General features: G+C 62.2%; 13 protein-coding genes. 2 read left to right on the top strand and 11 right to left on the bottom strand.

The features are described 5' to 3' along the window. Position 1: 1 nt before the first annotated feature. From urtC to L8F45_RS08740, 5 genes are all read right to left on the bottom strand, one after another. Positions 2–1138, bottom strand: coding sequence for an urea ABC transporter permease subunit UrtC (gene urtC, locus L8F45_RS08760; protein ID WP_342362492.1), 1137 nt, complete (start codon positions 1136–1138; stop codon positions 2–4). Beyond that, positions 1135–2748, bottom strand: coding sequence for an urea ABC transporter permease subunit UrtB (gene urtB, locus L8F45_RS08755; protein ID WP_342362491.1), 1614 nt, complete (start codon positions 2746–2748; stop codon positions 1135–1137). The genes urtC and urtB overlap by 4 nt, the downstream gene beginning before the upstream one ends. Before the next feature lie 183 nt (positions 2749–2931). Then, a complete protein-coding gene (gene urtA, locus L8F45_RS08750; RefSeq protein ID WP_342362490.1) occupies positions 2932–4230 on the bottom strand; it encodes an urea ABC transporter substrate-binding protein in 1299 nt (432 codons plus the stop codon). Positions 4231–4745: 515 nt separating this feature from the next. Continuing rightward, positions 4746–5597: a hypothetical protein gene (locus tag L8F45_RS08745; RefSeq protein ID WP_342362489.1), complete on the bottom strand. Its 852-nt coding sequence runs from the start codon at positions 5595–5597 to the stop codon at positions 4746–4748. 257 nt (positions 5598–5854) lie between these two features. Beyond that, entirely contained in the window at positions 5855–7030 is a 1176-nt protein-coding gene (locus L8F45_RS08740; RefSeq protein ID WP_342362488.1) for a low temperature requirement protein A, read from the bottom strand. A 178-nt stretch (positions 7031–7208) separates the two neighbouring features. Between L8F45_RS08740 and L8F45_RS08735 the strand changes: the two genes are divergently transcribed. After that, positions 7209–7562: a hypothetical protein gene (locus tag L8F45_RS08735; protein WP_342362487.1), complete on the top strand. Its 354-nt coding sequence runs from the start codon at positions 7209–7211 to the stop codon at positions 7560–7562. Between the two features lie 44 nt (positions 7563–7606). On the opposite strand, the gene L8F45_RS08730 is transcribed toward L8F45_RS08735, so the two are convergent. Genes L8F45_RS08730 through L8F45_RS08720 form a run of 3 tightly spaced genes read right to left on the bottom strand, consistent with a single transcriptional unit; the run spans position 7607 to position 8866 of the window. After that, positions 7607–7912 carry a hypothetical protein gene (locus L8F45_RS08730; protein ID WP_342362486.1) on the bottom strand — a complete coding sequence of 102 codons (306 nt, stop codon included), beginning with the start codon at positions 7910–7912 and terminating at the stop codon, positions 7607–7609. A gap of 48 nt (positions 7913–7960) precedes the next feature. Next, complete coding sequence (locus L8F45_RS08725) at positions 7961–8239, bottom strand: hypothetical protein (protein WP_342362485.1); 279 nt, start codon at positions 8237–8239, stop codon at positions 7961–7963. Positions 8240–8254: 15 nt separating this feature from the next. Further along, positions 8255–8866, bottom strand: coding sequence for an RNase A-like domain-containing protein (locus L8F45_RS08720; RefSeq protein WP_342362484.1), 612 nt, complete (start codon positions 8864–8866; stop codon positions 8255–8257). A 276-nt stretch (positions 8867–9142) separates the two neighbouring features. Here L8F45_RS08720 and rimO point away from each other — a divergent pair, with 276 nt between their 5' ends. Next, positions 9143–10495, top strand: coding sequence for a 30S ribosomal protein S12 methylthiotransferase RimO (gene rimO, locus L8F45_RS08715; protein ID WP_342362483.1), 1353 nt, complete (start codon positions 9143–9145; stop codon positions 10493–10495). A 22-nt stretch (positions 10496–10517) separates the two neighbouring features. Here the strand turns inward: rimO and L8F45_RS08710 are convergent, their stop codons facing one another. The 3 genes from L8F45_RS08710 to L8F45_RS08700 all read right to left on the bottom strand — a co-directional run bounded on the left by L8F45_RS08710 (position 10518) and on the right by L8F45_RS08700 (position 13397). Next, positions 10518–11531 carry a DUF1236 domain-containing protein gene (locus L8F45_RS08710; RefSeq protein ID WP_342362482.1) on the bottom strand — a complete coding sequence of 338 codons (1014 nt, stop codon included), beginning with the start codon at positions 11529–11531 and terminating at the stop codon, positions 10518–10520. 584 nt (positions 11532–12115) lie between these two features. Continuing rightward, positions 12116–12355, bottom strand: coding sequence for a DUF3297 family protein (locus L8F45_RS08705; RefSeq protein WP_342362481.1), 240 nt, complete (start codon positions 12353–12355; stop codon positions 12116–12118). Between the two features lie 70 nt (positions 12356–12425). Beyond that, a complete protein-coding gene (locus L8F45_RS08700; RefSeq protein WP_342362480.1) occupies positions 12426–13397 on the bottom strand; it encodes a quinone oxidoreductase family protein in 972 nt (323 codons plus the stop codon). Between the last annotated feature and the right edge of the window lie 173 nt (positions 13398–13570).

Genomic DNA, 13570 nt, shown 5'->3' with positions numbered 1-13570 from the left:
CCTACTCCGCCGCTTTCAATGACGCGGCCTGCGCCTGCGCGGCGCGACGCTTCGCCATGAATTCGTCCCAGGCGCCGATCAGGCCTTTCGGCATCACCAAAGTCACCAGCACGAACAAGCCGCCGAGAGCGAACAACCAGTAAGCCGCGAGCGCGCCGGTCGTGAAGAACGTCTTGAGATAATTCACCACGATCGCGCCAAGCGCCGCGCCGACCAGAGTGCCGCGGCCGCCGACCGCGACCCACACCACGGCTTCGATCGAGTTGGTCGTTGAAAACTCGGAAGGGTTGATGATGCCGACCTGCGGCACATAGAGCGCGCCGGCGATCCCCGCCATCACGGCCGACAATGTCCACACCAGCAGCTTGTGATGCTCGACGCGATAACCAAGAAATCGCGTGCGGCTCTCCGCGTCGCGGATCGCCACCAGCACCTTGCCATAGGCCGACGACACGATCACGCGCGCGATCACGAAAGAGATCATCAGAAACGCCACGGTGATCAGGAACAAAGCCACGCGCGTCGATTGCGCCTGCACGTTGAAGCCGACGATGTCCTTGAAATCGGTCAGGCCGTTATTGCCGCCGAAACCCATGTCATTGCGAAAGAAGGCGAGCAGCAGCGCGTAAGTCAGCGCCTGCGTGATGATCGAGAGATAGACGCCGGTGACGCGGCTGCGGAAGGCGAGCCAGCCGAACACGAAAGCCAGCGCGCCCGGCACCAGCATCACCATCAGCATCGCATAGGGAAACGACTGGAAGCCGTACCAGGCGACAGGCAGCTCCTTCCAGTTCAGAAACACCATGAAATCGGGCAGGATCGGATGCGCATAAACGCCGCGCGTGCCGATCTGGCGCATAAGATACATGCCCATGCAGTAGCCGCCGAGCGCGAAGAACGCGCCGTGGCCCAGCGAAAGAATGCCGCAATAACCCCAGACCAGATCGAGCGCGAGAGCGAGGATCGCGTAGCAGAGATATTTGCCGATCAGCACGACGGCGCCGGTCGAGACATGAAACGGCGACGATGGCGGCAGCGCGAGATTGCCGAACGCCACTGCGAAAGCCGCGATCGCCAACAGCGCAAGGAACAGCAGGCCGCGGCCTTCGAGAAGCCTGATGAGACGGGGCGCAATCATGCCTCGATCGCCCTGCCCTTGAGCGCGAACAGCCCGCGCGGACGTTTCTGGATGAACAGGATCAGCAGCACGAGGATCACGATCTTGCCGAGCACGGCGCCGGCGAAAGGCTCAAGCAGCTTGTTCGCGATGCCGAGCGTGAAGGCGCCGAGCAGCGTGCCCCAGAGATTGCCGACGCCGCCGAACACCACGACCATGAAACTGTCGATGATGTAGCTCTGGCCGAGGTTCGGGCTGACATTGTCGATCTGGCTCAGCGCGACGCCGGCGATGCCGGCGATGCCCGAGCCGAGGCCGAAGGTCATGGCGTCGACGAAGCGCGTCTTGATGCCCATGGCGCTCGCCATGCGCCGGTTCTGCGTCACCGCGCGCATCTGGAGTCCCAACGGCGTCGCCTTCAGCACGAGCAGCAGCAGCGCGAACACGGCGAGCGTGAACACGATGATCCACATGCGGCCATAGGTGAGCTGCAAACCGAACAGCTCGAACGAACCCGACATGAAACGCGGCGCGCCGACCTCGCGGTTCGTCGGCCCGAACCAGGTCCGCACCGCCTGTTGCAGGATGAGGCTGACGCCAAAGGTCGCGAGCAGCGTCTCCAGCGGCCGGCCATAAAGGAAGCGGATGATGCCGCGCTCGATCGCGACGCCCACCGCCCCGGAGACGAGAAAGGCGAGCGGAATCGCAACCGCGAGCGACCAGTCGAACAGCCAGGGCGCGTAGGTGCGCATCAGCTCCTGCACCACGAAGGTCGTATACGCGCCGATCATCACCATCTCGCCATGGGCCATGTTGATGACGCCCATGACGCCGAAGGTGATCGCAAGTCCGATTGCGGCGAGCAGCAGCACCGATCCCAGCGACACGCCGAAGATCACGGTCTGGAAAATCTCCAGCATGCGCTGCTTGCGTTCGATGCCGGCGACGCCGACATCGATCGCGGATTTCAGCGAGCCGGACGCGCCGCCCGCGGCCTGCCGCAGGAGCGCGAGGCTGTCATTGTCGCCCTGCTCGGCGAGCAGGCTCACCGCATCAATGCGGGCGGCCTCCGGCGCGTCGGTCTTGAGAAGCAGGATCGCGGCGCGAGCCGCCTGCAACGCCTTCTTCGCGCGCGCGTCGCTTTCCTTCGCGAGCGCCTCCTCCACCGTTGGCAGGGCCGCCGCATCGCGCGAGCGGAACACGGCGTTCGCCGCCTCGATGCGCCGCGCCGGATCGGGCGACATCAGCGTGAGAGAGCCGACCGAAGCCTGCACCACGTTGCGCAGGCGATTGTTGAGGCGAACCATGAAAGCATCGGCAGGCGCGCTCGCCAACGGCTGCGCCGTGCGCGCGTCGAACGCCTTGTCGGACTTGTCCTTGTAGAAAACCGTCTTCGCATTCGCGACGGCGAAGAGGCGCCGGTCGGCCATCGCATCGAGAATGGCCGCAGCCTGCGGCGCGCCCGATGCGGCGACGCCCGCGATCGCCTGCTCCGTGTCGGAGAAACTGTCGGCTGCGAGCTTGTCGAGCGCGGCGTCAAGATTGGCGTTGGATTGCGCATGGGCGCTCCAACCGCCCGCAGCAAGCGCAAGAACGCTAACGAGCAAAAAGATCAAACTGCGAAACGTCATTCTTTATCCAGATCGTCATTCCGGGGCGGTCCGCAGGACCGAGCCCGGAACCCATCGTCGCCCCGGATCTCGTGGATCCCGGGGCTCTCGCGTCTGGCGAGCCCCGGGATGACGCTTTGAAATGTCCCCGCCGTGTCTCTTGAAACGCGAGAGAGCGGCGACTTCGATTTCAGCCCAACGCGCTTACGCGCCGCACTTGTTGGTCTTGATGTTGAAGTTGCCGCACTTCTTGTCGACCCAGTCGCCGACCAGGTCCTTGGAGCCCTCGAGCTCCTTCGACCAGGCGTCGCCGGGAACGAGACCGGCCGTCTTCCACACCACGTCGAACTGACCGTCGGCCTTCACTTCGCCGATGAACACCGGCTTGGTGATGTGATGGTTCGGCAGCATCTTCGACATGCCGCCCGTCAGGTTCGGCGCTTCGGTGCCTGGCAGCGCGTCGATCACCTTGTCGACTTCCACCGTGCCGACCTTTGTCGCGGCCTTCACCCACATGTCAAAGCCGATCACATGCGCTTCCATGGGATCGTTGGTGACGCGCTTCGGATTCTTGGTGAAGGCCTGCCACTGCTTGATGAAGGCCTCGTTGGCCGGCGTCTTGATCGACTGGAAATAATTCCACGCGGCGAGATGACCGAGCAGCGGCTTCGTGTCGATGCCGGCGAGCTCTTCTTCGCCGACCGAGAAGGCGACGACGGGAATGTCGGTCGCCTTGATGCCCTGGTTGCCGAGCTCCTTGTAGAAGGGAACGTTCGCGTCGCCATTGATCGTCGACACGACCGCGGTCTTCTTGCCGGCCGAGCCGAACTTCTTGATGTCGGACACGATCGTCTGCCAGTCCGAATGTCCGAACGGCGTGTAGTTGATCATGATGTCGTCGGCGGCGACGCCCTTCGCCTTGAGATAGGCTTCGAGAATCTTGTTGGTCGTGCGGGGATAGACATAGTCCGTGCCCGCGAGCACCCAGCGCTTCGCCTCGCCGCCATCCTTCGACATGAGATAGTCGACGGCCGGGATCGCCTGCTGGTTCGGCGCGGCGCCGGTGTAGAACACGTTCCGTTCGGACTCTTCGCCCTCATACTGCACGGGATAGAAGAGGATGTTGTTGAGCTCCTTGAACACCGGCAGCACCGATTTGCGGCTGACCGAGGTCCAGCAGCCGAAGGTCGCCGAGACCTTCTCCTTCGAGATGAGTTCGCGCGCCTTTTCCGCGAACAGCGGCCAGTTCGACGCGGGATCGACGACGACAGCTTCGAGCTTGCGGCCAAGCAGGCCGCCCTTCTTGTTCTGCTCTTCGATGAGCATCAGCATCACATCCTTCAGCGTGGTTTCGCTGATGGCCATGGTGCCGGAGAGCGAATGCAGGATGCCGACCTTGATCGGACCTGTTTGCGCCAGGATGGCCGGCGCGCCGAGCGCCGAGGCCGCCGCGGCACCCGAAACGGTGGTCAAAAATTTACGGCGATTGAAATCGAACGCCATCTGATCTCCCCCTGGAAGCTTCCAGCTCAAGCACAAGCTGGTTGCGGCAGGGGGTCAGCAAGCAATGTGCCAGCCGCAGGCGGCGGCAAAGCGCAGAGGAGTTGCAGCGACCGGCACGGACCTGCCCACGAATTAGGCAGAATGATCGCCAGCGCCGCAGAGGGCAGTTAGCCGGCTGTCAACCAACAGCAGATCGCAACGGCGATTGTGGCCTTCGCCGCATCAACCCCACAATGCGTGAGGACCCCTCACCCAGGTTCGCATTGAAGCGGCGCAATTCCGATCCGGGCGACGCCAATATCCGCAACGCCAGATCGCCGCACTGGCGGCGTTGGCCTGGTCATGCAAACCGCCGCCTGGTTTCGATGAAGCATTTATCCGAATTCAGCGAGGCGGAGGGCGGCGACGTTGGATTCGCGCGCGGCCCCGGGCCGTCCAAGCATCTTCATACGGGTTCGTGCTTCCCGTCATCGGATCCACGCTAAACCGCCTGTCTCAGGAGACAGGACCAAATCTCACCGTATGGCGGCCGGATATACGGTGGGAGTGCAAGGATATCGCGGCGACCCATATTGCAAATCTGGCATACGGCGAACATTCAGAGTTCCATCCACCGGCCACGCGCCAACAGTTTTAAACAGCCCATCCCCTTGATCAATGAGCATCAAACCGTTGTTGGACATCGGACCCTTGGGTCCATCCTTAAACCCGGAACACTGCGAAACGTTGAGTTTAAGCTGCCCGCCTATTACCCCGAAAACATCGTCAACAAGCGCGATATGGCCGAAATTCACCCATTCGAGCAAGTCGAGGGAGCGCACATCTTCGAGCCGATTGATCTGCTTGGTGAAATGCATGCTCCATTTGTGATTGTCAGCGCCCTTATAACTCTCCCATTTGCCGATCCAGCGTAAATAGTTCGAGACGAAGCCAATGCATTCGTTGCCGAAATAGGCGTCGTTGACCATGCCTTGAAGTGGATTGGAGCCGCCTGCTTTCCTGACGAAGTACTTGTCATAGACAGCACGCAGGACGCTCGATTTCGCCGTGCCCAGCTTCTCCTGATTGTCCCATATCCAGTCCCAGAGCCTCACATAATAGACGTGGTTCCCCTGTCCCTTTCTCATGATGATGAATTCACTATCCCATTTCCCTGAATTCGGTACGCACCATTGCGGCGTCCATGTCGGATCGTCGTCGTCTTTAAGGCCTTTTTCGCCGAAGAGGGCGTCGAGAAATTCGGCAGATTTCTGCCCGTTCTTATGCGCGCCCATATACATCTGAAGCGACACAGTCCCCCCGCGCGTCTTGAGCCCGGGCTTGCAGAGAAAATCGACGTAGTGGCAAGGCAGCTTGTGAGTAATCACGATTACGACCCTCCCGGTGTGGTTCAACCCATTTTCGGAACCGAGGCCTCGTACTTCGTGCGCGGGCGCTTAGCGGAGAGCTAATAGGCTAATAGAATGGGCAATCGCGTTACAAGTGTTGCGTCGCACATTGCGCGCCGTTTTGCTGATGAGATGCGCGATCGCGGCCGAGGCGCCGTCTCCGCCAAGGATGCGCCCGCGATCAGGCGAACGTCAAGAAGCAGCAGGTCGGCGCCGATGATCATGGCGTATGCGTTTCAGTCCTCCCTGTTGGCGAGCGAGATCGTCTCCCAGGCCGCGACGACGACGAGGATGAAGCTCGTCAGCCCATAGAAAATCAGGGGCGTCATCTGCGCGGCGAAGGGGATCAGCAGCAGCAGCGCCGCGATGCCGACCATGTGCGACAGCATGAACCAGCCGCGCACCGCGCGCTTGAACAGGATCATGCCGACGAGAAACAGCAGCGGCCCGCCGATCGCGCTGAGAGCGAACTTGCCCTCGACATGACCGACGGGATGAGCGAGCGCGAGCTCATCGGCGGCGGCCGAGACGATGATTCCGGCGACGATAGGAAGGTGCATGTAGGTGTAGGCGAGCCGGGCGATACGGCCCGAATCCATCGCCTTCGACATCTGCTCGCTGCCTTCCTCCGCCCCGCTGTCGAAATAGATCCACCACATCGCGACGCTGCCGATGAAGGCAAGCGCGAACGCTGCGACGACAGGCGCGTCCCATGTGCGATCGGCGAAGGTCGCGCCGGTCACCAGCAACGATTCCCCGAGCGCGATGATGACGAACAGCGCGCAGCGCTCGGCCATATGGCCGCCTTCGATGGTCCAGTCCGCAATCGACGACGCGCCGATGACAGGCGTCCAGAAGCGCGCGGCCGGCGCCGCATATTCGATTGCGAGCGCGATCGCCCATAGCGCGATGCGCGCGCCGCCCTCGGCGAAGCCGCCGGCGATCCAGAACACAGCGGCCGTCGAGAGCCAGGCGAGGATGCGCTGGAAATTGCGCCGCTGCGCCAATTCCGATGGCGGCAGGCTCAGGAGAAAGAACAAAGTGCGCCCGACCTGAATCGCGGCGTAAGCGAGAGCGAATGCGAGCCCCCTGCTCTCGAACGCTTTCGGAATTGACGTCGAAAGCACGAGGCCAGCGATCATCAGCGCGAACAGCGCGATCCGGACAGGCGTCCTTTCCGGATCGAACCAGTTGGTGGTCCAGGATGTGAAGATCCACGCCCACCACACGCCAAGCAGCAGCATCAGCGTCTCGATCGCGCCGATCAACGTGAAGTGCGCCAGCAAGGTGTGCGAGACCTGCGTGACGGCAAAGACGAAGACGAGATCGAAGAACAGCTCGACGAAGGTGACGCGATGATGTCCGTGAACGGTCTCGCCACGCAGCAGGGAAATCGATCTGTCCGTCGTCATTGCTTCAGCGCCCTCGAAAAGACCGTAGAGAAAATCGCCAGTGGGACAACCGCCCGGGGCGCGGTCTTGCAATGATCAACAGATTCCGTGCGCGAAAGGCAAAAACCGCCCCAGGCATGCAAAGATTTTGACATAACCACGCATCAGGATGCCCGTGTTTCCACCTGGACTCTCATTCATGATGACGAAGATTGCGCTGAAAACGCTCCCCGCCCTGCTTCTGTTCGCCCACGGCGCCGAAGCCCAGATGATGCCGCGCACGCCGCCCGGCGCGGGCGAGGCGCAGATCACCGTCAACTTCTCGATTCCGTTCTTCAGCGACGAGCGCGATCCGATCAAGCTGATCGCGGCGCAGTCCCAATTCCGCAAGCAGCTCTACGAAGTCGCATCGCGCGAATGCGTGGCGCTGGTCGAGACCATCGCGGATGAATGCCGGCTGGTGTCGATGAACGTCAATGTGCAGAACCAGTCGCAGATGGCGACGATCATGAACGCCAATGCGCAATATCGCGTGACCTTGAAAGGCAAATAGAGCCGCCTTGCGTCGATAGCGGGCGTCGCCGCGCCGCCGCCGCGTCAGAACAGTTCCGGCTTGGCGAGCCACAACCCGCCATGATCAGGATCGCCCTTCGCCTGCCACTCGGCGATGATGTTGTCGACGATCTCCTTCGTCGTTGATCCATATTGCGGCTGCTCGATCCAGTCATAGCGCGTGCCGCCGCCCCCGATGACGGGTTTTGCGCCGTGATCCATCAGCGCCGTCAGGCAGCGCTGCACGAAGTCGAGCAGCTCCTTGCTATCGGTGATTTCAAAATCGTGGCGGCTTTCTCCGATGATCGCAGCGAATGCATGATGGCGAGCAGCGCGCGCTCTATCAATCAACGACAAATTCCCAAGCCATGTTTCGTAAGCAGTTCTGTCCATCGCAGTTCAGCCAATCCTGTTTACGATTTCCTGCAAAAGCGCGCGTAAGTGACGATCATCAGGAATGACTATCCGCGATTGCGCATGGCGCCAAAGACGCTGAAGCTCCTTTGGATCATGAACAGTCGCGAGAACCTCGATCAGGAAAGTTTTCACTTCCTGCTTCTCGTGGTCGTCAATATGCCGGAGCGCGAATGAGAACACATCTTCGCCTTCGCGGATCATGTCGCGAACTTCGGTATCAAACCAAGCGCCCATTTTAGGGAATGCGGGAGGGATGTTCATGATTGAGTCCTGTCGTCACCGTTGATTGACGGGCATCGCCGTGCGTACCCGATAACCTCGTGAACTCCTTCCATCGTGTTCGATGACGACGCGAACGCAATAAGTTGTCCGTATATAGGACTCAAACTCGCCGTCAGGCCGATAAGCTTCCTTGCCTGTGGGATAGCCGAACCTCTTTTCCAAAGCGATATCCTCTACGTCGCCGTTCGCGACGGCATCGACCTTTTCCTTGTTGTCGCGCAGAACCTGATTCACGAAGTCATTCGCCTGAATCGTCGAAGTAAAGCTCCCATAGGCCTCGGCGTAGTGGATGATCCTCAGATTCGGGGTCTGAACCTTCGACCAATCCAGCCGCATCCGCGCCATCAGCTCCGCGTCGGTCTGCCCGACATGGCGGCGGATCGTGTGCCCGATCCCTTTCGGCGCCTCCTCATCATTCAGATTGACCTGATATCGTCCCGCGTCGCCGCCTTCGCCGGCGACGCGGACATTCTCCCCCTCCTCCCGCTGTCCCGGATCATAACGCGGCCGGAGCAGATGAAACCCTGCATCCATCCACTGCCCGCCATCCGGATGGCCTGCGGGAACGCGAGGCTGGTCGGGATTGTAAGCCTTCGCCGCCAGCATCAGACGAAAGAGCGCGAACCGGACCTCCCACGCCGCCATGTCGCAGCGGACGCGGCTGATCAGCGTTCGCATCGGCAATTGGCTTTCGTCTTCTCCTTTTGTCGCTGTCATGGGGCGCATCTCCGCATCATGACTTTAGTCCTATCATGGAGCGTGACGCAGGTCAAGATTTGTTCTCTATATGTTCCGCACGCGGAATGACCGTCGCAACGCTGCTGGTCGCAAGCGCCGGCCCTCGCCCTTCCGTCCCGGGCCTGTTCGGTCTATGGCGCGCGCATGAATCCCGCCCTTGACGATCCCACGCCGCCCGCGCCTGCGGCCGCGCCCCGCATTTCCTTCGTGTCGCTCGGCTGCCCCAAGGCGCTGGTCGATTCCGAACGCATCATCACGACGCTTCGCGCCGAAGGCTACGAGCTGACGAAAAAGCATGACGGCGCCGACCTCGTGATCGTGAACACCTGCGGCTTCATCGATTCCGCCAAGGCGGAGTCGCTCGACGCCATCGGCGCGGCGATGGCCGAGAACGGCAAGGTGATCGTCACGGGCTGCATGGGGGCCGAGCCCGGCGAGATTACCGATCGCTTTCCGAACCTGCTCGCGATCACCGGCCCGCAGCAATATGAGAGCGTGGTCTCCGCCGTTCACGCCGCCGTTCCGCCGGCGCATGATCCCTTTGTCGATCTCGTGCCGGCGCAGGGCGTGAAGCTGACGCCGCGCCACTACGCCTATCTCAAGATTTCCGAGGGCTGCAACAACCGCTGCTCCTTCTGCATCATCCCGCATCTGCGCGGCGATCTCGTCTCACGGCCGGCCGCCGACGTGCTGCGCGAGGCGGAGAAGCTGGTGAAGGCCGGCGTAAAAGAACTGCTCGTCATCTCGCAGGATACGAGCGCCTACGGCCTCGACGTGAAATATGCGGAGAGCCAGTGGAAGGATCGCGCTGTCCGCGCGCGCTTTCTCGATCTCTCGCGCGAACTGGGATCGCTCGGCGCCTGGGTGCGCCTGCACTATGTCTATCCCTATCCGCATGTGGACGAGGTGATCGGTCTGATGTCGGAAGGGCTCGTGCTGCCCTATCTCGACATCCCCTTCCAGCACGCCGCGCCTGGCGTGCTGAAGGCGATGCGCCGGCCGGCTCATCAGGAGAAGACGCTGGAGCGCATTTCGCGCTGGCGCGAGATCTGTCCCGATCTCGCCATCCGCTCGACCTTCATCGTCGGCTTCCCCGGCGAGACAGACGCGGATTTCGAATTCCTGCTGCAATGGCTGAAGGACGTGAAGCTCGAGCGCGTCGGTTGCTTCAAATACGAGCCGGTGAAGGGCGCGAAGTCGGAAACGCTTGGCCTGCCCGCCGTGCCCGAAGACGTGAAGAAGGAGCGCTGGAAGCGCTTCATGGAGACGCAGAACGCGATCAGCGCCAAGCTTCAGCAGAAGAAGGTCGGCCGCCGCGTGAAGGCGATCATCGATGAGGCCGGACCCACCGTGGCAAAAGGCCGGACGATCTGGGATGCGCCCGACATCGACGGAAATATCTTCATCGCCTCGCGTCGCCCCTTGCGCGCCGGCGACATCGTCACGGTGAAGATCGAGCGCGCCGAGGCCTATGATCTTCACGGCGCGGCGGTGTGATCCGCCGCGCCGTTTCCTCAACTCACTGCACCACGTCGACGATGCTGCGCGAATTCGGATCGACCAGAACGATCCGCTCGCCGGTCACGAAATACTGATAGCCCCTGAGCGCCGGCACGGCCGAGACGACGTTGTCGGGAAGCGCCGACACCTGGATGGTGGTCGGCAACTGCGCGCCGGTGCTGATGTCGAGACGCGCCTGCCTGCTGTCGTTGAAGATTTCCTCGCGGATGCGCTGGCGATCGGTCGAACTCAACGTGATCGAAGCTCCGGCGCCGCCGGACTGGATCGAGCCCGTCGCCATTTCGCCGCCCGCCGCGCCAGCGGCTGCGCCCGCAACGCCGCCTGCCGCTCCACGCATCGCCTGGCCGCCCATGCGGCCGCCGCCGGGACTGATCACCTCGACGACGCGCTTGCTGCGCGGTTCGACGATGACGATGTCGTCTTCGACGACCGTGTAGTCATAGCCACGCAATTCCGGAGAGAACGAGATGAGATCAGGCGGCAGCGGCCGCACACGCACGGTCTGCGGCAGACTGCGGCCGATATTCACATCGACGCGCACATTGGTCCGTTCGCCTGAACGGATCAGCGTGTCATGGATGCGCGCCGCGCGATCAGGCGCGACATTGAGCTGCCCCTGGACATTGAAGTCGTTGCGCGTCGCTGCGCCCTGCTGCTGATTGCCGGGAGCATTCTGGCCCTGCGACAGCGCATTCGGATTCTGCTGCGCGGGATTCTGGCCCTGCGACAGCGAACGACTGTCCTGGCTTCCTTGCGGCTGCTGCGATTGGCCCTGTTGCATTCGCTGTTGCTGCTCTTGCGATTGGCCCTGCTGCGTCCGCTGTTGCTGGTCCCGCTGCGCGCGATTGGGCGACGTTCCCGGCGGCTGGCCCTGCGCCTGTGACGGCGATGTCGTGCGCTGGTCCTGTTGACGCATGTCGCCCTGCGCCCGGCCTGAGGGCTGTCGCATGTCGTTCGGCTGCGCGGATTCTCCGGTGCGGCGCTGCTGCTGACCGCGCTCCGGCTCATTCATCTGCTGCGCATTGGATGGCGCGCCTCGCGCATCACGCCCGCGCTGCGCGGGACTCTCATCTTGCGAGAGCTCGCGCGAACGCCCCTGCGCGCGTTCGCCGCCGCGCGAGCGATTTTCGTCGCGTATGCCGCGTCCCTCCGAGGCCGGGCCGCGCTCCTCCATTTGAGTTCGATCCGACTTGCCGCGCGGACCGTGATCGGACGGGCCTTCGATGACCTGCGCGGAAATGGATGTTGCGGCGAGCAAAGACGCCGCCCCGCCGAAAACGGCGGAGGTAAGAAATGATGGACGCACGAGCCTTCTCCCTGTTCGCGTGCGCGCAGCGCCGAAGCTCGCTCACCCTCCCCTGAGGCGAAACAGTTCGCCGGGCCTGCGCCATCAAGGCAAACGGGCGCGCGAGAATCCTGTTCCGAAGAAAGCGCGATTGGGGGCTCAAGCGATCAATCGCCACGCGATGGCCACGCGCGCGACGCCCGATCGCCACACATCAAGCGGCGCGGTTGGAAATCGCCGGATCAAACCCTGACGCGCCGCGGATGCGTTTCGGCTTCGGCGCTCTTGATCCCTCGCAGAGGAGGAACGTCTCAGCTCTGTCTGAAATAGGGCTCCACAACGCCCTTGATCTTGATCGTCATGGGATTGCCGAAACGATCGCGCGCCTTGCCGGCGCTGACGCGCACCCAGCCTTCGCTGACGCAATACTCCTCGACATTGTTCTTCTCGACGCCGCTCAGGCGAATGCCGACATCGCGCGCGAGAACCTCCTCATTGTAAAACGGGCTGTTGGGATCGGTCGAAAGGCGGTCGGGCAGCGTCTCAGTCATGGGCTTCGCTTTTTTGGATGAGCCTGCGGCATGAGCCGCAGGCCGGTTCTCGCGCTTCGATCGGGCGATCTCAAGGCTTCAGGATCATCGACCCCGTGGTGCCGCGTCCCGCCAGCGCTTCATGCGCTTTCGCCGCGTCGGCGAGCGGCCATTTCGTCGACAATGGAATCTTGAAGTCGCCCTTCTCCACCGCCTTGAACAGGCGCTTCGCCATTTTCTGATAGGTCTTCGCGTCGCTGGTGTAGGCGAACAGGGTTGGACGCTGGACATACAGCGAGCCCTTCTGCGAGAGCACGCCGACATTGAAGCCCTCGGGCGAGCCCGACGCGCTGCCGAAATTAATGAGATAGCCAAACGGCCTCAGGCAATCGAGCGACCCCATGAAAGTGTCCTTGCCGACGCCGTCATAGACCACGGCGCATTTCTTGCCGCCGGTGATCTCCTTCACGCGCTCAGCGAAATTCTCTTCGCGATAGAGAATGACGTGGTGACAGCCATTCTTCTTCGCGAGCTTCGCCTTCTCCTGCGACCCCACCGTGCCGATCACGGTGCAGCCGAGCGCGTTCGCCCACTGGCACAGGATCAAGCCGACGCCGCCAGCCGCCGCATGAACAAGGATCGTGTCGCCCTTCTTCACGGGGAAGCTGCGGAACAGCAGATACTCGCAGGTGAGCCCCTTCAACATCAATGCAGCCGCCTTGTCGAAAGAGACGCCCTTGGGCAGCGGCACGACCGCGGCGGCAGGCACATTGCGTTCCGCGGCGTAGCTGCCGAAGGTTGAGACATAGGCGACGCGATCGCCCTTCTTGAAATCCTTCACGCCCTCGCCAACCGCGAGCACGACGCCGGCGCCCTCATTGCCCGGCGTGAACGGCTTCTGCGCGGGATATTGTCCCGAGCGATAGTAGATATCGATGAAGTTGAGGCCGATCGCCTCGTTGCGCACCCGGATTTCGCCTGGCCCTGGCGGCGGCAGCTCGATGTCCTCGAGCTTCAGAACTTCCGGACCGCCATTTTCGTGAATGCGGATCGCCTGAACCATTTTCGTCTCCGTCGCCTGCCCATCCGCACTCCGGCTCCCCCCCGGCGCGACAAAAGCGCGAGGTGCGACAACGAAACTGTTGTTTCAGTAGTTTCGCGGACTTTGCGAAGAGCGGCGGTTCGCGCAATGAATAGGCGCCGCCGCGAAAAACCGCAACCGACGTGTGATTCCGT

The sequence above is a fragment of the Terrirubrum flagellatum genome, from assembly GCF_022059845.1.
Lineage (GTDB): Bacteria > Pseudomonadota > Alphaproteobacteria > Rhizobiales > Beijerinckiaceae > Terrirubrum > Terrirubrum flagellatum.
Note: the sequence above shows the minus strand (reverse complement) of the source record. Positions and strands in the feature narration are given on the sequence as shown.